The sequence below is a fragment of the Vibrio sp. 378 genome (assembly GCF_033339435.1).
This window is the reverse complement of sequence record NZ_JAWOUO010000005.1, coordinates 354,768-378,922: the sequence shown is the minus strand read 5'-3', so window position 1 is coordinate 378,922 and position 24,155 is coordinate 354,768. Positions and strand designations below refer to the sequence as shown.

General features: G+C 44.0%; 23 protein-coding genes. 16 read left to right on the top strand and 7 right to left on the bottom strand.

Annotation, left to right across the window (positions count from 1 at the left end; genetic code table 11):
* Positions 1-3: 3 nt before the first annotated feature.
* The 7 genes from ispG (at position 4) to R7Q48_RS12270 (ending at position 7,464) form a co-directional block, all read left to right on the top strand.
* On the top strand, positions 4-1,122 hold the full coding sequence (gene ispG / locus R7Q48_RS12300; RefSeq protein ID WP_005381699.1) for a flavodoxin-dependent (E)-4-hydroxy-3-methylbut-2-enyl-diphosphate synthase: 1,119 nt from the start codon (positions 4-6) through the stop codon (positions 1,120-1,122).
* Positions 1,123-1,148: 26 nt separating this feature from the next.
* A complete protein-coding gene (gene hisS, locus R7Q48_RS12295) occupies positions 1,149-2,417 on the top strand; it encodes a histidine--tRNA ligase (protein WP_005381698.1) in 1,269 nt (422 codons plus the stop codon).
* A gap of 126 nt (positions 2,418-2,543) precedes the next feature.
* The gene (locus tag R7Q48_RS12290; protein WP_005381697.1) at positions 2,544-3,158 is read left to right on the top strand and encodes a YfgM family protein; all 615 of its coding nucleotides are present in this window, start codon (positions 2,544-2,546) and stop codon (positions 3,156-3,158) included.
* A 12-nt stretch (positions 3,159-3,170) separates the two neighbouring features.
* Positions 3,171-4,331 carry an outer membrane protein assembly factor BamB gene (bamB, locus tag R7Q48_RS12285; protein WP_256903224.1) on the top strand — a complete coding sequence of 387 codons (1,161 nt, stop codon included), beginning with the start codon at positions 3,171-3,173 and terminating at the stop codon, positions 4,329-4,331.
* 167 nt (positions 4,332-4,498) lie between these two features.
* Positions 4,499-5,995 carry a ribosome biogenesis GTPase Der gene (der, locus tag R7Q48_RS12280; RefSeq protein ID WP_017820569.1) on the top strand — a complete coding sequence of 499 codons (1,497 nt, stop codon included), beginning with the start codon at positions 4,499-4,501 and terminating at the stop codon, positions 5,993-5,995.
* A gap of 59 nt (positions 5,996-6,054) precedes the next feature.
* Positions 6,055-6,930 (top strand): alanyl-tRNA editing protein, encoded by an 876-nt coding sequence (locus tag R7Q48_RS12275; RefSeq protein ID WP_256903243.1) that lies wholly within the window; start codon positions 6,055-6,057, stop codon positions 6,928-6,930.
* 309 nt (positions 6,931-7,239) lie between these two features.
* Positions 7,240-7,464, top strand: a complete 225-nt coding sequence (locus R7Q48_RS12270; RefSeq protein ID WP_005381691.1) for a zinc ribbon domain-containing protein — start codon at positions 7,240-7,242, stop codon at positions 7,462-7,464.
* 13 nt (positions 7,465-7,477) lie between these two features.
* Here R7Q48_RS12270 and xseA read toward each other — a convergent pair whose 3' ends face one another.
* Positions 7,478-8,809, bottom strand: a complete 1,332-nt coding sequence (gene xseA / locus R7Q48_RS12265) for an exodeoxyribonuclease VII large subunit (protein WP_256903225.1) — start codon at positions 8,807-8,809, stop codon at positions 7,478-7,480.
* Positions 8,810-9,040: 231 nt separating this feature from the next.
* Between xseA and guaB the strand changes: the two genes are divergently transcribed.
* The 3 genes from guaB to R7Q48_RS12250 all read left to right on the top strand — a co-directional run bounded on the left by guaB (position 9,041) and on the right by R7Q48_RS12250 (position 13,659).
* Positions 9,041-10,507 (top strand): IMP dehydrogenase, encoded by a 1,467-nt coding sequence (gene guaB / locus R7Q48_RS12260; protein WP_017633908.1) that lies wholly within the window; start codon positions 9,041-9,043, stop codon positions 10,505-10,507.
* A gap of 99 nt (positions 10,508-10,606) precedes the next feature.
* Entirely contained in the window at positions 10,607-12,160 is a 1,554-nt protein-coding gene (gene guaA / locus R7Q48_RS12255; RefSeq protein ID WP_256903226.1) for a glutamine-hydrolyzing GMP synthase, read from the top strand.
* Between the two features lie 311 nt (positions 12,161-12,471).
* Entirely contained in the window at positions 12,472-13,659 is a 1,188-nt protein-coding gene (locus R7Q48_RS12250; RefSeq protein WP_318132314.1) for a tyrosine-type recombinase/integrase, read from the top strand.
* 26 nt (positions 13,660-13,685) lie between these two features.
* Here R7Q48_RS12250 and R7Q48_RS12245 read toward each other — a convergent pair whose 3' ends face one another.
* The 4 genes from R7Q48_RS12245 to R7Q48_RS12230 form a co-directional block, all read right to left on the bottom strand.
* Positions 13,686-14,825, bottom strand: a complete 1,140-nt coding sequence (locus R7Q48_RS12245) for a reverse transcriptase family protein (protein WP_318132313.1) — start codon at positions 14,823-14,825, stop codon at positions 13,686-13,688.
* Entirely contained in the window at positions 14,809-15,096 is a 288-nt protein-coding gene (locus R7Q48_RS12240; protein ID WP_062853957.1) for a helix-turn-helix domain-containing protein, read from the bottom strand. The genes R7Q48_RS12245 and R7Q48_RS12240 overlap by 17 nt, the downstream gene beginning before the upstream one ends.
* Positions 15,097-15,159: 63 nt before the next feature.
* Complete coding sequence (locus tag R7Q48_RS12235) at positions 15,160-15,378, bottom strand: hypothetical protein (protein WP_062853956.1); 219 nt, start codon at positions 15,376-15,378, stop codon at positions 15,160-15,162.
* A 440-nt stretch (positions 15,379-15,818) separates the two neighbouring features.
* Entirely contained in the window at positions 15,819-17,171 is a 1,353-nt protein-coding gene (locus tag R7Q48_RS12230; RefSeq protein WP_318132312.1) for a hypothetical protein, read from the bottom strand.
* A 207-nt stretch (positions 17,172-17,378) separates the two neighbouring features.
* On the opposite strand from R7Q48_RS12230, the gene R7Q48_RS12225 reads away from it, so the two are divergent.
* The 6 genes from R7Q48_RS12225 to R7Q48_RS12200 all read left to right on the top strand — a co-directional run bounded on the left by R7Q48_RS12225 (position 17,379) and on the right by R7Q48_RS12200 (position 22,411).
* On the top strand, positions 17,379-17,603 hold the full coding sequence (locus R7Q48_RS12225; RefSeq protein ID WP_017633904.1) for a helix-turn-helix transcriptional regulator: 225 nt from the start codon (positions 17,379-17,381) through the stop codon (positions 17,601-17,603).
* A 12-nt stretch (positions 17,604-17,615) separates the two neighbouring features.
* Positions 17,616-18,629 carry a replication protein RepA gene (locus R7Q48_RS12220; RefSeq protein ID WP_045604582.1) on the top strand — a complete coding sequence of 338 codons (1,014 nt, stop codon included), beginning with the start codon at positions 17,616-17,618 and terminating at the stop codon, positions 18,627-18,629.
* Between the two features lie 980 nt (positions 18,630-19,609).
* Complete coding sequence (gene trbJ, locus R7Q48_RS12215) at positions 19,610-20,386, top strand: P-type conjugative transfer protein TrbJ (RefSeq protein WP_085609993.1); 777 nt, start codon at positions 19,610-19,612, stop codon at positions 20,384-20,386.
* A gap of 202 nt (positions 20,387-20,588) precedes the next feature.
* The gene (gene trbL / locus R7Q48_RS12210; protein WP_318132317.1) at positions 20,589-21,884 is read left to right on the top strand and encodes a P-type conjugative transfer protein TrbL; all 1,296 of its coding nucleotides are present in this window, start codon (positions 20,589-20,591) and stop codon (positions 21,882-21,884) included.
* Entirely contained in the window at positions 21,859-22,101 is a 243-nt protein-coding gene (locus R7Q48_RS12205; RefSeq protein ID WP_406827359.1) for a conjugal transfer protein TrbL, read from the top strand. Before trbL ends, R7Q48_RS12205 begins: the two co-directional genes overlap by 26 nt.
* Before the next feature lie 55 nt (positions 22,102-22,156).
* Positions 22,157-22,411: a hypothetical protein gene (locus R7Q48_RS12200; protein ID WP_054730023.1), complete on the top strand. Its 255-nt coding sequence runs from the start codon at positions 22,157-22,159 to the stop codon at positions 22,409-22,411.
* 127 nt (positions 22,412-22,538) lie between these two features.
* Here R7Q48_RS12200 and R7Q48_RS12195 read toward each other — a convergent pair whose 3' ends face one another.
* Together R7Q48_RS12195 and R7Q48_RS12190 are read right to left on the bottom strand one after the other, a co-directional pair.
* Positions 22,539-22,700 (bottom strand): hypothetical protein, encoded by a 162-nt coding sequence (locus tag R7Q48_RS12195; RefSeq protein WP_258485527.1) that lies wholly within the window; start codon positions 22,698-22,700, stop codon positions 22,539-22,541.
* A gap of 41 nt (positions 22,701-22,741) precedes the next feature.
* Positions 22,742-23,890 (bottom strand): hypothetical protein, encoded by a 1,149-nt coding sequence (locus tag R7Q48_RS12190; protein ID WP_054730025.1) that lies wholly within the window; start codon positions 23,888-23,890, stop codon positions 22,742-22,744.
* Positions 23,891-24,155 lie beyond the last annotated feature (265 nt).

Here is a 24,155-nt window from a genome sequence, read left to right as displayed (position 1 = left end):
ATTATGCAACACGAATCTCCAATTATTCGTCGTAAATCGACGCGTATTTATGTGGGTGATGTGCCAATTGGTGATGGTGCGCCAATTGCAGTACAGTCAATGACTAACACTCGCACGACTGACGTAGAAGCGACAGTCGCTCAAATCCGAGCACTAGAAAAAGTCGGCGCAGATATCGTTCGAGTTTCTGTGCCTACGATGGACGCAGCAGAAGCTTTCAAACTGATTAAACAGCAAGTTTCTGTACCATTAGTGGCTGATATTCATTTCGACTATCGTATCGCGCTGAAAGTTGCGGAGTACGGAGTTGACTGTTTACGTATCAACCCAGGTAACATCGGCAATGAAGAACGCATTCGCGCTGTTGTCGATTGCGCTCGCGATAAAAACATCCCGATCCGTATTGGTGTCAATGGTGGATCTTTGGAAAAAGACCTACAGATGAAATACGGTGAGCCAACGCCAGAAGCCTTGGTTGAATCGGCGATGCGTCACGTAGATCATCTCGATCGTCTTAACTTTGACCAATTTAAAGTTAGCGTGAAAGCTTCAGACGTTTTTCTTGCGGTGGATTCATATCGTCTGCTGGCGAAGAAAATCGATCAGCCTCTTCATTTAGGTATCACAGAGGCGGGTGGTGCTCGAGCTGGCGCTGTTAAGTCATCTGTTGGCTTAGGTATGCTGTTATCTGAAGGGATAGGCGATACGCTGCGTATCTCTTTGGCTGCCGATCCAGTTGAAGAAATCAAAGTCGGTTTTGACATCCTTAAATCTCTGCGCATTCGCTCTCGAGGCATCAACTTTATTGCGTGCCCAAGCTGCTCACGCCAAGAATTCGATGTGATTGGTACGGTGAATGCACTGGAGCAACGTTTAGAAGACATCATCACGCCAATGGATGTGTCTATCATCGGTTGTGTGGTAAACGGCCCTGGTGAAGCAGAAGTTTCTCACTTAGGTCTAGCAGGTAGTAACAAGAAGAGCGCATTCTACGAAGATGGTAAACGCCAGAAAGAGCGCTTTGATAACGATGACCTTGTGAATAAGCTAGAAGCTAAGATCCGTGCGAAAGCAGCTATGATGAATGGCGAAAACCGCATCGAAGTTAAAGTACAAGATTAATCTCAACGAGAATTACGGTAAGTATTGTGGCAAAAACAATTCAAGCAATTCGAGGCATGAACGATTGCCTCCCAACTCAGTCGCCACTGTGGCAAAAATTAGAAAACACAGTGAAAAATGTAATTAGCGCATACGGTTATAACGAAGTGCGCATGCCAATCGTTGAAGAAACAAACCTATTCAGCCGCGCTGTTGGTGAAGAAACAGACGTCGTTTCAAAAGAAATGTACACTTTTGATGACCGTAACGGCGACAGCCTAACACTTCGCCCAGAAGGTACGGCGGGTTGTGTACGTTCATGTATCCAAAACAGCCTGATCAACCGTGATGAACAGCGTCTGTGGTACATGGGGCCTATGTTCCGCCATGAACGTCCGCAGAAAGGTCGTTACCGTCAATTCCACCAGTGTGGTGTTGAGGTGTTTGGTCTAAATGGTCCAGATGTTGATGCAGAGCTTATCATGATGACGGCGCGTCTATGGCGTGAGCTAGGTATCAATGAGCATGTCCGTCTTGAGCTGAACTCTATCGGTTCTCAAGAAGACCGCGCAGACTACCGTACTGCACTGGTTGCATTCCTTGAGCAACATATTGATGTGCTAGACGAAGATTGTAAGCGTCGCATGCACACGAATCCACTGCGTGTTCTGGATACGAAGAACCCAGACGTTCAAGCTATTTTAGGTGATGCACCTCGCCTTTCAGATTACTTGGGTGAAGAGTCTAAAGCACACTTCGCAGGTCTATGTGAACTTTTAGACGCCGCAGGTATCAAATACACAGTTAACGAACGTCTAGTTCGTGGTCTGGATTACTACAATCGCACGGTATTTGAGTGGATCACTGAGAGCCTAGGTGCTCAAGGCACTGTATGTGGCGGTGGTCGTTACGATGGCCTTGTAGAGCAATTAGGTGGTAAACCAACACCAGCGGTTGGTTTTGCAATGGGCCTAGAGCGTCTAGTACTGATGCTAGAAACGTTGGAACTGACAGACGTTCGTCGCAGTGTTGACGTGTACGTAGTCACAGCGGGTGAAGGCACCATGATGGCAGGAATGAAGCTAGCAGAACAGCTTCGCGAGTCTGTTCCAGGCGTTCGTGTGATGAATCACTTCGGTGGCGGTAACTTCAAGAAACAGTTTAAACGCGCAGACAAAGTTGGTGCTGTTGTAGCATTGGTTCTGGGCGAAAACGAAGTTGCGGATAATACCGTAGTACTGAAAGACTTAGCTGGTGGTGAGCAAGAGACTTACAACCAAGCAGAAGTTGCAGAAAAGATCGCAGCACTGATTTAAGTCTTTTAGTAATCTAACAAAATTACATCCTAGTTCGTAAGCTAAGGCTCCCAAATGTGGAGCCTTTAAACGAAATAGGAACAATGGCAGCTAAGCTGCCATTTACATGTTTTAAGAGGACAGGAAGTGGAACTTTACGATACTGAAGAGCAACAAGTTGAAGCCATTAAAGACTGGTGGAAGGAAAACGGCAAAGCCGTCATCATCGGTGCGGTTGTTGGCTTAGGTGGTCTATTTGGCTGGCGTTACTACCAGGATTCTGTGATTCAGGCGAGTGAAGCAGCTTCTCAAAGCTACACGACAGCAATGAATGCTTTGCAAGACAAAGGCACTGATGCTCAAGCTGACGTGAAAGCTTTCATTGAGTCAAATGAAGTAAAAGAATATTCAGTATTGGCTGCGCTACAACTTGCTAAAGCACAAGTTGAAGCTCAAGACCTTTCTGCTGCATTGGAGCAACTGAAGTGGGCGCAAAGCAACACTCAAGATGCTGCGTTGTTACCATTGATTAGTTACCGCATTGCGCGTATTGAGACGGAAATGGGTAACTTCGACGCTGCAACGGCAGAGCTAAGTAACGTCACTGATACAGCATGGACAGGTCGTATTGCTGAACTTCGTGGCGATATTGCGATTCGCCAAGGTGACAAAGATGCTGCGTACGCTGCGTATACTGAAGCTCAGCAAGCGGCAGATGCAAGCCCGACACTACAAATGAAATTGGACGATCTGGCGAAATAAGGACCGCATTGGATGAAAAGAGTCTTTAAGAAAGCCTTGCTAGGGGCGTTAACAATGGGAGTACTTGCCGGTTGTGCAGGTGAGAAAGACACCATTGTAATGGCGCCACTACCTCAGGTAGACAGTCAGTTTACAACCAGTAGTGAGTGGAGCACATCGGTTGGCGATGGTGTTGGTCATTACTTTTCAAAACTATCCCCTGTATTTGCGAATGATACATTGTTCGTGGCAAGTCGTGATGGCTTAGTAAAAGCGCTGGATCCTGAGAATGGTAAACAACGTTGGCAAACGGACCTAGAAGAAGATGTCATTGCTCGTCTCTCTGGTGGTATCACAGCGGCATACGGAAACCTTTACATTGGCTCTGAGAATGGTGAAGTCATCTCTCTTGACCAAGAAACAGGTGAAATTGTTTGGCGTGTAAAAGTTGGTGGTGAGGTACTGGCGAAGCCAGTTGCAGATTCAGGCCTTATTATCATCAATACTAGCCGAGGCATGTTGATTGCCCTTAATGAGAGTACAGGTGAGCAACGCTGGGCATTGAGCACAGAAGTACCGAACTTAACTTTACGTGGCGACAGTACTCCGACTGCAATTGGCGGCGGTGTATTTTGGGGAACGGCAAATGGCCGACTCGCAGCTGCTATCGTTGAGCGTGGTCAGTTGATTTGGCAACAGCCTGTTGGTACGCCAAAAGGCGCGACAGAAATTGATCGTTTGGTTGACGTTGATTCATCGCCAATTGTGCTAGGCGGTACTCTTTTCACCATTGGATACAATGGTCAACTTATCGCCATTGATTTGCGTTCAGCGAACCCGATTTGGAAGCGTAATTACTCATCTGCAACAGACATTTCTACAGATGGTAGCCGCATCTTTGTGATAACGGAAAAAGATCATGTTGTTGCCGTTGATTCACGAAGCGGAACTGAGTTGTGGGAAAACAGCTTGCTTGAGCACCGACAACTTACAGCGCCAGTTATTGTTGGCAATTATCTCGTTGTCGGTGACACGCTTGGTTACCTTCACTGGATGGATCGTTCAACGGGCGAATTTGTTGCGCAGCAGTTTGTCGATGATAGTGGCTTGGCAGTTGGCCCGACGTTATTGTCGGATGGTTATGCGATTACAACTCGCAACGGCGATGTAAAGAAACTAACCATTAACGAATAATATCGTGATATAATTCACATTCGGCTCCTGGCTGGTGACAGCTAGGAGCCGTTTTGTTGTTTGAATTTATTAACCCTGACGTGGTTATAGGTAAAAAGCTGGTTTGATTTGGCATCGAGCAAGTCGTTACCTATAACTACAGAAGAAAGATTATTGTAGAGGTTGTTATGGTACCTGTTGTAGCTCTAGTAGGGCGTCCGAACGTAGGTAAATCTACACTATTTAACCGATTGACTCGCACTCGTGACGCGTTGGTTGCGGACTTTCCAGGCCTAACGCGAGACCGTAAATATGGCCAGGCGAGACTTGGTGAAGAGCACGAATTCATTGTGATTGATACTGGTGGTATCGATGGCACAGAAGAAGGCGTGGAAACAAAGATGGCAGAACAGTCATTAGCCGCGATTGATGAGGCTGATGTTGTATTGTTCCTTGTTGACGGTCGTGCTGGTCTGACACCTTCAGATGAAGCAATTGCTGCGCATCTGCGTAAAATTGAAAAGCCAGCGATGCTGGTAGTAAACAAAATCGATGGTATTGATGCCGATGCGGCGTGTGCTGATTTTTGGCAGCTCGGCGTGGATGATATGTACCAGATTGCGGCCGCTCATGGCCGTGGTGTGACCGCTTTGCTTGAGCGTGCTTTATCTCCATTCTTTGATGATCTACTAACAAGTGAGTCTGAAGAGGGTGAGATTGAAGACCTGACTGGATTCGAAGACGAAGAGCCTCTTGTTGAAGATTACACTGAAGAAGACGCAGAAGCAGAGTTCAAACGCCTTCAAGAGCAGCCGATTAAGTTGGCGATCATCGGTCGTCCTAACGTAGGTAAATCGACACTGACTAACCGTATTCTGGGTGAAGAACGTGTGGTTGTATACGATATGCCTGGTACAACGCGCGATTCTATCTACATCCCGATGGAGCGTGATGGACGCGAGTACGTACTAATTGATACCGCAGGTGTTCGTCGTCGTGGTCGTATCAATGAAACGGTTGAAAAGTTCTCTGTTGTTAAGACGCTGAAAGCGGTAGAAGATGCAAACGTCGTTCTACTGGTGATTGATGCACGTGAAAATATTTCAGACCAAGACCTAAGCTTGCTTGGTTTTGCACTGAATGCTGGCCGCTCAATTGTCATCGCCGTTAACAAGTGGGATGGTCTAGACAGTGACGTGAAAGAAAGCGTGAAGAAAGAACTGGACCGCCGTCTAGGATTCGTCGACTTCGCGCGTATCCACTTTATCTCTGCGCTGCACGGTACTGGCGTTGGTCACTTGTTTGAATCTATTCAAGAAGCATATAACTCGGCGACAACGCGTGTGGGTACGTCAGTACTGACGCGTATCATGAAGATGGCTGTGGATGATCACCAACCGCCAATGGTTCGTGGTCGTCGTATCAAACTCAAATACGCACACGCAGGTGGTTACAACCCACCGATCGTTGTTATCCACGGTAACATGGTTCGTGAATTGCCAGATTCGTATAAACGTTATCTGATGAACTACTTCCGTAAGTCTCTGGAAATTATGGGGACACCGATTCGCATTAACTTCCACAACAGTGATAACCCATACGAGAACCGTACGAATAAGCTTACGCTATCACAAGAGCGTAAACGTAAGCGTATGATGTCGATGGTGAAAAACCGCAATAAATAATGAAATTCGAATACCCAAGTTTCTACTTGGGTATTTTTTTATCAAAAGTAATCGTAAAAATGACTATCACAGCAACAAAGACTCGTTTTTGTCATCAAACATGGCAATTAGAAGCACAAATACAGCTCGTTCAATCTACGGAAAAAGTGACTTACGTTATTACAGATGTCACGCCGTTCCATCCCGTTAGTCACATATGGCCGGATCACCCTGCAGACAAAGGAACGTTGAAGGTGAATGGGGCTGAGCATGATGTGGTAGATTGCCAAGTTGGGGCAGTGGAGCAGGAGAGTGGTGCTCTGTATGTGGGTAGTGACATCCCTGTAAAGCGTGATGCTGAAGGTTGGGTGTTTGTCGTCGTGCATGTTTTATCACGTACGGAATCACTTGTTACTGATGATTTGGTGACATTAGCGGTAGATAAAGACTATCAAAATGCTTTGAGTCGAGGCCACACTGCAGGACACTTAGCGTATTTGGCGTTGAATAAAGTACTATCGGAAGACTATTGGCGAAAAGACGCAGACCGCAAAGACCCACATGGTTATTATGACTTTAATAGCTATGCGCAAGTCACGAGTTATGTCACTCCAGATAAGTGCCTCGATACGTACCGTTTGGGTAAAACACTTCGTAAAAGAGGATTAAACAGTGCAGATATGCTGAATGACCTCCAGGCGATTGCAGAAAAAGTGAATGGCCAACTGGTTGAATGGCTTCAAAGAGATGCGATGATCACCATGGAATGCCACGGCGAAAGATTAACGGATTCTCGCTATTGGAAGTGCGATTTAGGGGAAGGTCAATTAGCGGTAATCCCTTGTGGTGGAACGCATGCGAGCCATTTAAATGAGTTTGCTTTTATCCAAGTTAAACTCGTTGAGCTCGACGCTCAAACTATCGAAATGCACACCAATGTAAACACTGCTTTTTGAATAAGATCTTTTTATTAAATTCTGATTTTTCGTTTAATTAAATCTCTCTATGGTTTTTTATTTTGTCTTAAATTGGAATGCAGAATATGTAACTTATGCTTTCGGTGTGTGGTTATATAAATATTCTTTTAAGGGGTGATCGCTGATCAAGGAGTAAATATCAGACGATCAGTATAAGATCCTACGTATCAAGTATGGTTAACGCCTCGTGAAACTTGTTGGGGCGGTGATGAAGATCAACATACTTGTTCGTTATTTTGAGTAGCATGCGTTACTCGAAATTGCTTAGTTTAGAGAGAGGAACGGGATATGCAGCAGAACATTTGCCCGACTTGCAATGTCGAACTGGAATGGACAGGACAATACCATTGTGCACAGTGTGAATCGGATTTTAAAAAAGTAGGTTTTTGCCCTGATTGTGAGGCGGAGCTGGAGAAGCTGCAAGCATGCGGTGCTGCGAGTTACTTTTGTAATGTGTGTAATGAACTCAAATCAAAATCACGTGTCCGATTTGAGTTCCAGAAAGTCAGTTAACCAGAGTTTGTATTCAGTTAACGGTAGAACGAACGTCGCCTTCGGCTAACCAGGTAATCAATACATCTCCCGACTTTACATCTGAAGATTGCGTAATTACTTTACCTTGCTCAGTTTGAGTAATTGAGTAACCTCGTTTCAATGTCGCTAGTGGGCTGACGGTGTCCAACTTTTCTGCGGCAATCGCGAGTTGATGGCGCATAGTCAGTAATTTGCGATCCATTGCATCCATGAGCTTTTGCTCAACACGTTCTAGCTTCGACTTCTGCTCGCTAAGGCGTGTTACAGGAGAATTTAATTGCAGCCGATAATGTTGACGCTCGATTCGCTGTTGACGCAAGGCAATAAAACGACTCATCGCTCGCTGTAAGCGCATGTCCAACTCATCTAACTGTTGCGTCTGACGTTGCAAGCGATAGCTTGGGTGCTGTCTCTCTAGACGGTGCACTAATTGAGCAGATTGCTGCTTTTGTTGTGCTAGGTAGTAACGCATCGCGCTCGCTAACTTATGCTGGCGGGTAACTAAAGCTTGATCTTTGTGGCTGTTATCACGGCTTACTAGCTCAGCGGCTGCTGATGGAGTAGGCGCGCGTACGTCGGCGACAAAATCAGCTATTGTCACGTCAACTTCATGTCCAACGGCGCTAATAATAGGAATTTGGCTTGCTGCAATCGTGCGAGCTAATATCTCGTTGTTAAAGCACCATAAGTCTTCTAATGAACCACCACCTCGGCCCACAATTAGCACATCACATTCATCACGGCTGTTAGCGCGACCAATGGCTTGTGCAATTTGAATGGCTGCGTCCTCACCTTGTACCACTGTCGGATAAATCACAACAGGTAGGGAAGGATCACGACGTTTCAATACGTCTAAGATATCGTAAAGCGCGGCACCAGTTTTCGATGTGATGACGCCAACACGTTTAGGGTGCTCAGGCAAAGATTGCTTATTGATTTGCGCGAACAACCCTTCTGCGGCAAGCTTCATTTTCAGCTCTTCAAACTCTTGTTGAAGACGGCCATCACCTTCCGGTTGCATGCTTTCGATGATCAATTGGTAGTCACCGCGAGGCTCATAAAGAGACAGACGAGCTTTTACTAGGACTTGATTACCGTTAGCGGGCTTGAAAGTAACGCGGCGATTGTTACCACGAAACATGGCACATTTAACTTGAGCGCGAGAGTCTTTAAGAGTGAGGTACCAGTGACCAGAGACAGGAGCTGAAAAGTTGGATATCTCTCCGACGAGCCAAACGATCCCCATTTCGTTTTCAAGGAGTAAACGAACTTCTGCGTTGAGACGAGAAACAGTAAAGATGTTTTGATTGGTCTTGGAGAGCACAGCTAATCTCTTAGACGTGAGTATGGAAATTAGCGGCAATATAATACATAGCAAGGGGGTAATTGCAAGAAAAAAATTAAAAAATTTGTGGTCAAGCGATTGCGTTAACCGTATAATCCCTCCGCAATATCTAATCCAAATGTAGCTAGTTGCTAACGCAGGTTACCCTCATTATGCGAAACGATGAGATTGGATTGTTCTTTTTACTCCTCTAATTGTGAGATATTGCAAATGCTAAGAATTGCCAAAGAAGCGCTGACATTCGATGACGTACTACTTGTGCCAGCACACTCCACCGTTCTCCCAAACACAGCTGATCTTCGCACTCAGCTAACTAAGAACATCACCCTAAACATCCCAATGATTTCAGCGTCTATGGACACTGTTACTGAAGCTCGTCTAGCAATTGCGCTAGCGCAAGAGGGTGGCATTGGCTTTATCCACAAGAACATGTCTATTGAGCAGCAGGCAGCCGAAGTTCGTAAAGTTAAGAAGTTCGAAGCTGGTATGGTAACTGACGCGGTTACTGTAAACCCTGACGCGACCATCGCTGATGTTGTTGCACTCACTGAAAAGCATGGTTTTGCAGGTTTCCCTGTTGTCACTGAGAGCAATGAGCTTGTTGGTATTATCACTGGTCGTGACGTTCGTTTTGTGACGGACCTTTCTAAGAAAGTATCTTCAGTAATGACGCCAAAAGAGAAGTTGGCAGCAGTTAAAGAAGGTGCAACACGAGAAGAAGTGCAAGAGAAAATGCACGAAGCTCGTGTAGAGAAAGTATTGGTTGTGAATGATGAGTTCCAACTAACCGGTATGATTACTGCGAAAGACTTCCACAAAGCAGAACGTAAACCAAACGCATGTAAAGATGAGCGTGGTCGCCTACGTGTTGGCGCAGCCGTTGGTGCTGGCGCTGGTAACGAAGAGCGTGTTGCTGCTCTAGTTGAAGCAGGCGTTGACATTCTACTTATCGACTCTTCACACGGACATTCTGAAGGTGTACTAAACCGCATCCGCGAAACTCGCGCTGCTTACCCAGATCTAGACATCATCGGTGGTAACGTAGCAACAGGTGCTGGTGCTAAAGCACTAATCGAAGCTGGCGTAAGCGCAGTGAAAGTTGGTATCGGCCCTGGTTCTATCTGTACAACTCGTATTGTAACGGGTGTGGGAGTTCCACAAATCACTGCAATCGCAGATGCGGCAGAAGTGGCTAATGATTATGGTATTCCGGTTATTGCTGACGGTGGTATCCGTTTCTCAGGTGATATCTGTAAAGCAATCGTAGCTGGCGCATCATGTGTGATGGTTGGTTCTATGTTTGCTGGTACTGAAGAAGCGCCGGGTGAAGTGATTCTATACAATGGCCGTTCTTACAAATCTTACCGCGGCATGGGTTCTCTTGGTGCTATGTCTCAAGGTTCTTCTGACCGTTACTTCCAGTCTGACAACGCAGCGGACAAGCTAGTACCAGAAGGCATTGAAGGTCGTATCGCATACAAAGGCCGTCTAAAAGAGATCGTCCACCAACAAATGGGTGGTCTACGTTCAAGCATGGGTCTAACTGGTTCTGCAACTATCGAAGATATGCGTACGAAAGCTGAATTTGTACGTATCTCTGGTGCAGGTATGCAAGAGTCTCATGTACACGATGTTCAAATTACTAAGGAAGCGCCGAACTACCGTCTAGGGAACTAATTACCCAACGGAAACGTTTGCTTTTTCCTTGAAGCATTAAGAAGAGGCGAGTACACTCGCCTCGGTTTTAATCACTTAGCCTTAAAAAGACTGCTCAAAATGACTAAAAATATCCATGACCAACGTATTCTGATCTTGGACTTCGGTTCTCAGTACACTCAATTAGTAGCTCGCCGCGTACGTGAAATCGGCGTTTACTGTGAACTATGGAGCTGGGATGTAGAAGAAGCGGATATTCGCGAATTCAACCCAGATGGCATTATCCTATCTGGCGGTCCAGAAAGCGTAACGGAAGAGAACTCTCCACGCGCGCCTCAATATGTGTTTGATTCTGGTGTTCCTTTGCTTGGCGTATGTTACGGCATGCAAACCATGGCGGAACAGCTAGGAGGCAAAGTAGCGGGCTCTAACGAACGTGAGTTTGGCTACGCTCAGGTTAAAGTTTCTGGTGAATGTGCCTTATTTAAAGATCTTGAAGCAACTCAAGACGTTTGGATGAGCCATGGCGACAAAGTAGTAGAGATCCCAGCCGATTTCGTAAAAGTTGGTGAGACAGACACTTGTCCTTACGCTGCGATGGCGAACGAAGAGAAGAAATACTACGGTGTTCAGTTCCACCCAGAAGTGACACACACAAAAGGTGGCCTACAAATGCTTGAGAACTTTGTTCTTGGCGTATGTGGCTGTGAGCGTCTATGGACTTCGGAATCTATCATCGAAGACGCGGTTTCTCGCATTAAAGAGCAAGTGGGTGACGACGAAGTTATCCTAGGTCTATCTGGTGGTGTTGATTCATCGGTAGTTGCGATGCTGGTTCACCGTGCAATCGGCGACAAGCTAACGTGTGTATTTGTTGATAACGGTCTACTTCGTCTAAACGAAGGTCAACAAGTAATGGATATGTTCGGCGACCAATTTGGTTTGAACATTATCAAAGTTGACGCTGAAGAACGCTTCCTCAAAGCACTTGAAGGCAAGTCTGACCCAGAAGAGAAGCGTAAGACTATCGGTCACGTATTCGTAGATGTATTCGATGAAGAGTCTAAGAAGCTGAAAAACGCGAAATGGCTAGCTCAAGGTACGATTTACCCTGATGTAATCGAGTCAGCTGCATCTAAGACTGGTAAAGCGCACGTGATCAAATCGCACCACAACGTGGGCGGTCTTCCAGATGACATGGAAATGGGTCTTGTTGAGCCACTACGTGAGCTGTTCAAAGATGAAGTTCGTAAGATTGGTCTAGAATTAGGCCTGCCTTACAACATGCTTTACCGCCACCCATTCCCAGGTCCTGGTCTAGGTGTTCGTGTTCTTGGTGAAATCAAGAAAGAGTACTGTGACTTGCTACGTCGTGCTGATGCTATCTTTATTGAAGAGCTTCACGCTGCAGACCTATATGACAAAGTATCTCAAGCGTTCACGGTATTCCTACCAGTACGTTCTGTTGGTGTAATGGGCGATGGCCGTAAATACGATTGGGTTGTATCACTGCGTGCAGTAGAAACCATCGACTTTATGACGGCACACTGGGCGCACCTACCATACGACTTCCTAGGTAAGGTATCTAACCGTATTATCAACGAAGTTGATGGCATTTCTCGTGTTGTTTACGACATTTCTGGTAAGCCACCAGCGACTATCGAGTGGGAATAATGCTCCTTTAAGAAAGGTCTGGCATTAACGAGCACTAAATCATACTTAAGTCCGCATAATTGCGGACTTTTTTTGTTTTTGGCTTAGTCATTTTTGGCAATGTCTGGCAACGCCAAGCACGGTTTGACCGTGGTATTTTGATGGGTATGATTCATCGGTAATGCCATGGATTACGCCCGATACCATGCTGAGTGTTTTTGATGGGGCATGGTATTAAGATTTTATATCTATCTATCTGTTTTATAAAGATTAATTTCTAGTTTTTTAGAGGTTTTTCAGCATGGTATCAAACAAGAATAATAGGTCGAAACATGCTGACTGATACCAAGCTACGCAATCTCAAACCCAAAGATAAACTTTACAAAGTCAATGATCGTGATGGCCTCTATGTTGCTGTTACTACCGCAGGTTCTATCTCTTTTCGCTACAATTACTCGATCAATGGCAGACAAGAAACCATTACCTTTGGTCGCTATGGAGTAGGAGGCATCACGTTAGCAGAAGCGCGTGAGCGTCTCAATGAAGCGAAGAGAATGGTTACTGATGGAAAGTCACCGGCCAAAGAGAAAGCCCGTGCTAAGGCGAGAACCAAAGATGCTGAAACCTTTGGTGCCTGGGCTCAGAAATGGCTGCGTGGCTATCAGATGGCTGATTCTACACGGGATATGCGTCGCTCAGTCTATGCCCGAGAGTTAGAGGGTAAATTTGGCAATCAGAAGCTGACAGAAATCACTCATGAAGATCTGCGAGCATTGACTGACGCGATAGTTGAGCGTGGAGCACCGGCAACAGCTGTGCATACGCGTGACATTGTACTCCAGGTGTATCGATGGGCGATTGAGAGAGGGCAGAAAGTTGAGAACCCGGCAGACTTGGTGAGACCCGCCAGTATTGCTCGATTTGAACCAAGAGACCGAACATTGACGCCGGCTGAGATCGGTTTGATGTACCGCTACATGGAAAAGGTAGGTACAACCCCTTCGATTCGTGCTTCGGTAAAGTTGCTGTTGTTGACTATGGTGCGCAAAAGCGAGTTAACCAATGCAACCTGGAATGAAATTAACTTTAGTGAAGCGTTGTGGACGATCCCCAAGGAGAGAATGAAACGACGTAACCCGCACCTGGTATTTTTGTCACGCCAGGCTATGGACATTCTCATCGCCTTAAAGACATTTGCCGGTGGTTCTGATTACATTCTTCCTTCCCGTTATGACTCTGATGCTCCAATGAGTAGTGCGACGATGAACCGAGTCATGGATTTGACATACAAGGCCGCGCACAAGGAAGGTCAGTCACTAAGTAAGTTTGGGCCGCATGACCTACGTAGAACAGCGAGTACACTGTTGCATGAAGCTGGATACAACACGGATTGGATAGAAAAATGCCTAGCGCACGAACAGAAAGGGGTGAGGGCAGTTTACAACAAAGCCGAGTATCGAGAACAACGTGCATCAATGCTACAGGATTGGGCTGATATGATTGATGAGTGGACTCGTTGAAGCTCAGTTACGCTAGTCAATGTTGATTACATACTTGAATTACGAGATAGCTTTTTCTTAATTTTATCATTAGCAGATTTTTTTTCTGAGTTTATAACCATAGCTACTCTGCCACTAACTCTTTTTAAAATAGATACTTTTGAACTAAATTGGGTTAATTCTTTCTTCGATTTAACTTTTCGATATTTTCTAGCGTATTTTTTTGCCTCATACTCACTTATTCTACAAGTTATCAAGGATAAGTGTTCTTTTAACTTTCCTGCTTGTGAGTATCCTTGTTGCTGAAGAGTATTTATGTGCCCGTGAATAGAACGGTATTTTTTAATAATATCTTCTATATCACAGTTGTTATCTACCATATATTCATATGTGAATAATAACTGTCTCACTTTAGATATTCTTTTTTGGGACGGATTAGTTTTTTTTGAGTTAACAGTAACATCGTGTACAGAAAGTCGAGATGAACACGTACTAAAATGGCTTTTTTTCTTAGCTCTATGAGGTTTTACTCCTGACTTTCCAAAAATTCGATAGATTTCTGATTTTAGGTGAGGAATTAATTCATAGAAGTCTTTTTCATCAGAGCTAATATGAATGTCATCGTAGTAACGTGTATATCTTAGTCCTTGGTCTTGGCAAAATTTAACAAGTTCTGGCTCATCTCGGTAGAATATTAGATTGGCTATTTCACCACTTAGGGGACTGCCTTGAACTAAAAAGCCTTCTTTTGTACTTAGCTCGCTAAGTGCATTTGATACTTTAGGAGGGAAACAGAAAAAGTGTTGAAAAATACGGTTTACTTCTTTGACGCTAATTGATGGGAAAAAATTTCTTATGTCTTCAGACATTAACATGCGTGAATTAATGTGAGCTTGTGCATTATCGACATAACTTTTTCCTATTTGTCCTGCTGTTATATAGTCAGGATGTTCAACCTTATCAAAAACTCTTGATTTTATAGAATCTAAAGCAGTACGAAGTCTTGGTTTCGCTTTGTATGTAACTCTTATACTGCCATCATCTTTCTCAATTTTATCAGCTACGATATAGTCATCGTTTGATGATTGTATTAGCTTATCAAGATCATGTAACGTTAAATTCAATAAATTAGCTAAAGCTTCGATACTACCAATTGGTTTTTGTGTGTATTTAGGCCGTAGGTTCACTTTTTACGATTTCTCTCGCTATTGATTTTAGACTTTCTGTAAACTCAGAGAAAGGACTATCTGAGGGCTCTTCACACATCAAAATCAGTATATTTAAAGGAATGTTAAGTGCTTTACTGATTCGAGATAATGATGATAGGGAAGGATCTCGCTTTTCATTTTCTATTTTGGATAAATAAGATTTATCCATATTAGCTTCTTCAGCCACCTGATTTAAAGACAATCCACGTAGTTGTCTGAATTCTTTAATAGTTTTACCGATAGCTAACATAATTATATCTCTTAAATATTGGAGGATTTATTTGGCTGGTTGCACAGAGTTAGTGAGCTTTTGTTACTCCAAGTCAATGAAACCAGCCGCCAATTTTATCAAGCTCAATACCTGAACAACCACTGACAACCACTTCATTTTGTTGGGCTTACTTGCCACTTTACTCATTATCTCAAGTTCCTCGATAGAATTATCGATTTTCTCAAGTGTGCTTTTGTCTACTGTATTAACGCATTTTTCACGAGCCTCTTTAAGACGCTCGATCGATTCTTTCAAGTTCATATATATTACCTTATATAGTTGCACTAATCGGATACAGGATGTACCCCCTGCCAATTTGCACATCGTGGCCGAATAGAAATACAGTAGACAAACCAACCAATACCCCCAGAGAAGTGTATCTCTGGTTCTCCCCTGCCATCAGCAAAGTTATTCAACTAAGCGATAAGGACCATCGACGTTCGGTTCGAGCTTTGGCTCATGACAACCGCGTGCCAATATGAATCCTCATGTGGGCTGGAAAGATAGTTCATTTTGAATTGCTACAAATGAACGGCTGTTAGGCCATATGTCAGGCTCACAATAAAGGTAACTTTTGAAAGAGCGTTACAGATGATTTCATCTGCACTATGGATAGAATAAATTTGGGTGGCCTATTTGTCAACCCTGTTTGCTAATTTTATAGAATGGTAATTTTAGCCGCTAAAATTCTGTCAGTTCTTCTAGCGTGGTAAGAGAAACTCATCGCGAATAGTTCCTAGTGCTTTAGACACAGCTTGGGGAGTTATTTTTTTACTACCAAGTTCAGTTAGTTTTTGAGCAATCGCTTTCTGACTAAGGCCTCGGTCTTGCTTTTTCAGAGCTAGCATTCTTTTCTTATTGTCAGTAAGTCTTGAATCGACCATTCTTCGGGCTATATTACGTAAAGCTCCTTCATCATCTGCTCCAAGAGTTGTACCAGCTCCAGTCAAGCTCACTGCTGCTTCATTAATGAGTTTTTCTGTTTCACCCTTTAGTTCTATCGGGTACTCGAAATTATTCCTAATGTAATGGAAAAATACGTCAGCTTGCTTTTGGGTTACGGATTTATCTTGGAGGAAGTGGTAGAAATACTGGTCAACTAGTTCATCTCCTGATACAGATTTAAGCTCTTCGACTTTGAGAATGTGAAGCTGCAATCGTCGCAATTCCTTCTCAAATTGGCTCTTTGATTTCAGAGCACTTTTGTATGTCGAATTCCAAGTGCAGCCATCTATGTTTTTCGGTTTATGGCGAGAGCAATACCGGTGGCTGAGCTGCAGTTTTTTCTTGTTGTCAGGATTTTTTTCGTTATGATCATCTATCTGATATTCATCATTTGGCATATTGTTGTCTAGCTTATAGAAATATTCTGCGAGTTCATTTCTTTGGCCACATAGCTCACAGTAGGTTTGCTTTCGTCGTGCATTAAGTTTGGTGTCGGCACTATGTTGTTTAAATCGCGTAGGTGTCAGGTGAAGCAGCCATAATAGTTCGAGCAGATTATCTACGGTTGCTTGAAACCTAAAATCTATAGGCCGATATTGATGCTCAGTATTCTCAAAATGTCGTAGTTGCTGTTTGATCACATCATGAGCGTTTTTAAATCCCATCATCATGACTAGATTGGTTAATGGAGTATCTTCTTTAAATTTGGAGCCATATTTAAGAGACATCTCACGTGTGACTCGTTCTGTCATGGTCAATTTAGCTTTTGAACGTGGCAAGGGTGAGCGATCAATATTCAGATAGGGATTTGGAAAGAAATTAAAATGACTCTCAGGAAGATAGCTAAGGAACGCCGACACCTTGGGATCGAGAACTTCTAAGATGAGATCTCCAATAGGGAGTTTATCTGTTTCTAGCTTGTCGTGGGCCAGAACACCTTTCAAATGGCTTCTAGGGTCTTTTCTTCTTGAATGTACGGTGTAGTTTGCCCAACGCTCTCGAAACTCCCGTATGCCATCGGCGACAAAGGCGTCGCAATCTTCCCACACAGATATAAAGTATGTACCTAAGCGATCACTCGCTTCCTTTTCGATTTCAGCATATTCCATCTGCCACTCCCGTCCCCCCATACTGCAGTGTCATGTTACTAATGGTTACGTGATGAATATAATAGCAACTAGTTGCATTTATTGGTAGCTGGTCCTTTTTCAATATGAAAATAAATGAAGGCTCAACTTAATCTGCCAAAACGTCCAATCCAGAGTTTAAAAAATATTGGCATAGTCAGGTCTCAGTAACAAAGAGGAGGCAAAGACATGCAGGATCTGGCACATAAAACCCTGATTAATCGCAAGACACTACTCAAGATGATTCCTTTGTCTGATCGGACTATTTACAACATGGAGCAACGGGGAGAGTTTCCTCGACGAATAGTACTTACTAGCCGCAGTGTGGCGTGGGATCTCGCGGAGGTTGAAAACTGGATAGAAGAAAAACGCAGGTCTGCATTCAAAGCAGCTAGACCGGGCTTTTTTTGGTAGTCAGTAATCAATATGTCGTTTGAAGATTTTATGGATACAGAGTTCCTTGTATCAAACAATAAAAAAAATGTTCCAGTAGTGCGTCGTAAAACAAAAGTTGAGGTGAGATCGAGCTACGTAGACTCCATCATAGAGATTCAAGAATGCAGTGCTCAGGAGGCTAATGAACTCGGATTTATTGCTCGACTTCTGATTCAAGCAACCATGCCGCACAGCAATCCAAAATCGAATGAGTGGAGCCGGAAGAATGGTAATTTTACAATGCACATGATGGCACCATCATCTGTAGGTTTGCCTTTCGGTTGTTATGCACGCTATCTCTTGGTTTGGGTAAGTACACAAGCTGTGAGAAATAAGTCAAAACTGGACAATGGTTATATCACTGAACAGGAAGCACGCAAGCTTGAACTGGGAGATTCTCAAAGAGGTTTTATGAAAAAACTAGGGGTACGTTCAAGTGGGGGAGAAAATGGGCCAATAGACCCCTTTAGGGACCAAATGCGGCGGTTGTTCAAAACTACGATCAGTGTCAGTTATACAGAACTAAATGATGAAAGTGGATATATTTGTGAAGATGAAACTGGAGCCAGGGTTGCTGATATTTCCCATATTTGGTGGAGTACAAAGCAATCCGATCAAGATTCATTAGGGGAGTCTTGGGTGGAACTATCGCCTAAGTTTTTTCAACTTATTACAGATAAACCTGTCCCTTTGGATATGAGAGTTCTGCGGTTGATTAAGCGTTCTCCGATGGCCGTAGATATATATTGCTGGGCGACTTATCGGGTGAGTTATTTAAAGCGAGCCACAATTATCCCTTGGTTAGGTTTGATGGGACAATTGGGAGCGAATTACGCCAATGTCAAAGACTTTAAACGACGGTTCAATGGTGGACTTAAAAAGGTACAACAGGCATGGCCAGAACTAGATGCTACTCCAACCGAAAAAGGATTACTTTTGAAGCCAAGTGCTCCTCAAGTACCTCGACGGACAAAACGACAGATTGAACGGGATATTGAAGCATAATGGAACTGTATACACCATCGTTTTAGGTGTTAGTAAGTCTGGGAAATTAGAAAGTTATCCACGCATGTTTTGTCCCGCTTTAAAGGGGGAGTTTTGCGCATGTTTTGTCCCGGTTTACGCATGTTTTGTCCCGGAGTGCGCATGTTCTGTCCCGAGAAAGGCCAAAAAGTTTTTAAATAACAGATGGTTGTGGAACCTCCTATAGTACTTTCCTGTAGGTTTACCTATATAAAAAAATAACCTGTAGTTAAGCGCAAAACACAGTGGATAATTTGGTAAAGATTGAGAGGTTTGAATCTCGAAATTGGAAAATTGGAACAATGTAGTTTATGAAACACTGACTTGTGCTGCTGATTTATACATGTCTGAAACGGTCAATAGAACGGATTTGAGCGGCATGGGAGTTTTTTAAGTTATTGAAAATTAATTTCTTTAATATTTAATTTTCTTGGCGTTTCAACATTTATTGACATTTGAGGGGCGGGATATATTTGGAATCGAAATAATATTACAAGCCTTTCCCATGTGATTTCAGACATATACATACAAATACAGACAAGATTCATCGTCTTTGCAGAAATATACAGATAGCAAAACATGGATAAACAGTGCCGAAGTGCGGGCAAGATAGGTGAAGTAGGCCCACCAACAAGTTGATGGTTCCTATTTCACTCATTACTTATTCGCACCTTCGGGCTCAACGACATCTTGCTCTACGAGGTATCTAATTCTCGATTTTAACCCTTGGACTCCTAACCAGTTTTAAGGGGAATGACACCTATGTTTCAAAGCTCTAAGGCCGCGCGTTTTTAAGGTGTCGCGCAGGTCGGACGCCAGGATAGAAAGTGACAACCTATCTTTGTAGAGGTCCACATTCACCGCTGATTTTCAGTAGGGGTAGAGGCTGATATCTATAGATTTTAGGCCGATGCAGGTTGGTGGGTGCAACTTAGTCACGACAATACTAAGGGCACTCAATCATGAACAAAATACGTATTTTAGCGGCTAAAATACCTACGGTTGCTATTTCATTAGCGCTTATCTCTCCCATACCAGTAGTAGCTGGGATTCCGGTTGTTGATGGAACGAACCTGACACAAAATATTGTGTCAGCAATGGAGTCTGTCACTCAAACAGCCAAGCAGATCCAACAGTACCAAACTCAGTTGCAGCAGTATGAAAACCAGCTGCAAAACACGATGGCCCCAGCGGCTTATATTTGGGACCAGGCGCAATCGACGATTGATGATTTAACTCATGCCACCAATACGCTTGCTTATTATCAAAACCAGCTTGGTAGCCTTGATGCTTACCTAAGCAAATTCCAGGATGTGGCCTACTACCGCAGTTCACCTTGCTTCAATGGATCTGGAGGTTGTACGCCTGCAGAGCAAGCGAGGATGGAAGAAAACCGTCGCTTGGCGTCCGAATCCCAGAAAACAGCCAACGATGCTCTCTTTGAAGGCTTGAAGCTACAGCATAAAAACTTGCAGGCTGACGCTCGTCAGCTGCACCGATTACAGTCAGCTGCCCAGGGAGCTGATGGTCAGTTAGCTGCTATTGGCTATGCTAACCAGCTTGCTAGTAACCAAGCCAACCAACTCCTTCAAATCCGTAGCTTGTTGATTGCTCAGCAGAATGCTGTTGGTTCTCGAATGCAGGCTGAAGCCGATCGCGATGCTCAATATCAAGCGTCCCGTGAAAGGTTATTTGATATGGGAGATCCAACCGACCGTTCAAAAAACAGGGGGTTCTAATCATGAATAATATCATTCGAGTTTTTATCGTCAGCGTGTTGGTCTCTTTCGTTCTGGTAGGGTGTGGTGAAGATGGAGGGCCAAAGTCTACAACGATCCACTGTAATAACCCGAGCCTGACGAAAGAGCAGAGGGAAGAAGGGAACTGTCTTTGGAATATGGGCGAGCACGCGGATCGCTCCAAGAATAAGGGGTTCTAATGATGAGCAAGATATGCATTCGACTTGTGATGCTACTAGCTGTTTTACTTACCTCGCAAACTGCGTCGGCGGCCATTGAGCCTAATGGTGTCTTGGATGAGGTGGCTATGCGCTTCATGATCGCCAGTGCCACTTGGAGTACGGTAATTACAAACCATGCCGTGTGGCTGTTTTGGACGTTGGGCACTATATCTCTTGTTTGGACTGGCGGGACTTTAATCCTTAAACAAGCTGATATGAGGGAGTTCTTTGCCGAGTTTATGCGCTTTATCCTGACGTTTGGTTTCTTCCTCTGGTTACTCAGAAACGGCCCGGACTTTGCGACGTCAATCATCGACTCGTTGAGAACGATCGGTGCTCAAGCCGGTGGCCTTCCGAGAGACCTAACCCCCTCAGAGCCTATTAGCATTGCTTTCGACATTATTGTTAAAGCAGGTGAGTCCTACAGCTTCACAAATCCTATAGATAACTTGTCTATCTTCTTCATCACGCTAGCAATTTTGGCATGTATGGCGGTTGTGGCGGCTAATGTGTTGTTGGCTTTGGTAACAGCTTGGATATTGATATATGCCGGTGTTTTCGTGCTGGGGTTTGGTGGTTCGCGTTGGACTTCAGATATAGCAATCAACTACTTCAAAAGCGTATTGGGCGTTGCTTTGAAGCTGATGACAATGACTTTGCTCATTGGCATTGCCATGTCGATTATGGACGGTTTTTATGCTGATCTATCCAATGACGCCCCTATGCGTGAACTGCTGGTGATCTTTGTCGTTTCACTGGTTCTCGTAATGCTTATTCACTCTGTTCCCAATGTGGTTGCTAGCCTAGTTCCTGGAGGCGGCGCGGCGGCGGGGGCTGGCAGCATCAGTGCTGGTGCGATGGCCGGAGCGGCTGTTGCCACTGGTAGTATGGCTGCCGGTGCAGCAATGGCTACCGCTGGCGGTGCGTCTGCTATTCAAGCAGCGTTTGCAAAAGCAGGTGAGAACGTAGCGAACAATGCTGACGTGATGTCGAGCCTTAGCAGTGCATTTAGCGGTAGCTGTGATACTGACGAGGCTGGCTCCTTCTCCCAAGCTTCCGGTCAATCTTCTAGTAATGGCGAATCCTCTGGCGGCGGCTTTAAAGGTAGCGCTGTAAAAGCGGGTCGTATTGCAGCGGATACTAGCGCGAATTTGATGAAGGGAATGGGGGATATGGTCGGAGAAAGACTTGGCCACACTACCGGAGGCCGTTTAGCCAGCTCGATCCGAAACAGCACGAAAGATGACGGGGATGACGGCGATAAGGAGGACGATTGACGACGCTTCCCCTGCATTTGACAACGACAACTTAGGCGGTGTCGGTACTGGCTGGATGAATCAAACCGGCGGCTTTGATGGCCTATCCTGTGAGGACCAGGAAGAAGCTCGCCAAGCACACGCTGAGTGGCAAGAGCGTGACCCGGAAAAGCACACCTTCGACGTTGAGGACTACGTTTCGTATTCCCAAGAACAACAGCAGGAACGTAACGAATAGGTTGCCAACTTTGTTAAAAAGGCCGTATGGCCTAACTAGATAAGGATTACTGATTATGGAGTTTAACTTTCCACCCCAAAACCTTGCGGAGGTATTTGGTTTCTTCGCCGTGATGTTCATTGTGATGCTGGCCTTCTATTTTTTAGGACAGTGGCTGCACAACACAGTATACGGCCCGAAGATGAAAGCTATTGCCGACAAAATTGAGGTATTCCCAAACCGGTTAGCCGGGCTTGCTTACAAGGATATGACGAGATTGGTCGATCAAATCGATAAAATGAGACGCTGGCCGTTTGGCCGATGCAAGTAGTTAGAAAGCACACGGGCCAGTGATGGTGCACCGGCCCGCATTTCTACATACCACCTTGGAGTAGGCGACTTGAAAAATGAATGTAGCTAAGCTTTAAAGTTAACAGCTTAGTGAGTAGGTAACTCTATTAACCAAACACAGCTCTGCTTAAAGCTTTAGATGGAGCTTTACGTAGACGGGAAGAGCTTTTCTTTGTACTTGAACTAGGTACGCGTTTTATTGTCTGGGAGCCATCATCATTTACAACCATAACGACTACAGTTTTTTCGTTTGTCTTTTTTTCTGACATGATTGTTCTCCTACTTAATGAGTCTAATTATATGTTAAAGATTAATCAGAGTCATTATTTTCAGTTTCCTGTACTTTGAGGCGTAGCATCCAGATATCGAGGGCATAAGAAATGGTATCTAGTAACGGTTGTGCTAATCCAATGAAAATACTGGGGTTTCCTCTGAGAAGGTTTTCATGTCTGGCATAAATATTCAAAACTAAGTTCGTTGTCTTACCTTCAAGTTCGTGGTCATTCTCATCTACCTGTTGATAGGCTGAGCTGATAGGAATTGATAGTAATGAGCGTGCAGATCCATCATCAAGATAGTATTTATACAGTAATTCAGCTTGTTCGCTATTAATATACCTTCTTTGTTCTCTGAATAGCCAATCATCAACGCTACTCAAGAAATTTGGATAGTATTGTGGGTGGTTTGTTGAAAATGCTTTAGGTGCCCCGATCACCCGTTGTTTTGTTTTTGTTGTGTTGGCATCATTCTCAACTATCGGAAGTAGAAGTGGGTTTTCTTTTACTCTTCCTTCACCCAGAAACAAAGTAGTTGCATCTTTGTGTGCTACAGCAATAGGTATCAACACACCATCAATTTGAGCACATGCTGCTTTTGCGCTTGCGCCATCAAAAAACATATGCACATTTTTCCAGTTTTTTTCAACTTGTTTTTCTGATTCATCTGTTCTCATCGATAGCATCAAGTTGATGCTAACCGTGTCTGTTGCTAAATCTTCATAGTTTGCAGCTAACTGTCGAATTTGGTTGAGGGTGTCATGAATAACATCTAATGGTTCTTTATCTTTACTATTAATCAGATATCTATAATTTAAGACTTCTCGTACAGTATCTGCATAAGTTGTCACAAAGTACTGTCCTGATGGTACCAAATGTTCTTGCTCTATCCGTTTCTTTTCTGTTTGTCTTTCGATAAGCGAACGAAATGCATCTGCAAACGCCTTAATTAATGATATGACAACAACAACAATAGCTATAGATTGTATTTCTGGTCGTATATTTTTCCAAAGTTCTGGAAGAAAATACCAGTAGCTGGAGTTCTGACTTGTAATATTTTGCAGGGCAGAACCGAATTGAACACCTAACAAAGCCCCCAAAATTAATTGCATAATAACTACGAAAAAGGTAGAGACTGGATGAGCTATCCAGTTTACTAAAGTTTTAAAAGAAAATGAGACCATTGACCAAACTGTCCTTGAGAGCGTACACCAAAAGTTGAACTTAAGACTCCTCAAAAAGGACTTTATTTTTTCTTTAGAGCAATAGAAAAATCGACTATCTGTGAGTTTATTAAACATGGCTACTAGTGATCGTCCTGGCTGACATGCGAGCTGTGTAAAAAGAAATTTAATTAAACTCTGGTACTTAGAGTTAACATGATTTAATAAGATTATGCCATGATGTATCAGATTAATGAAATTGTGAGCATATTAAAGTGGCAACATA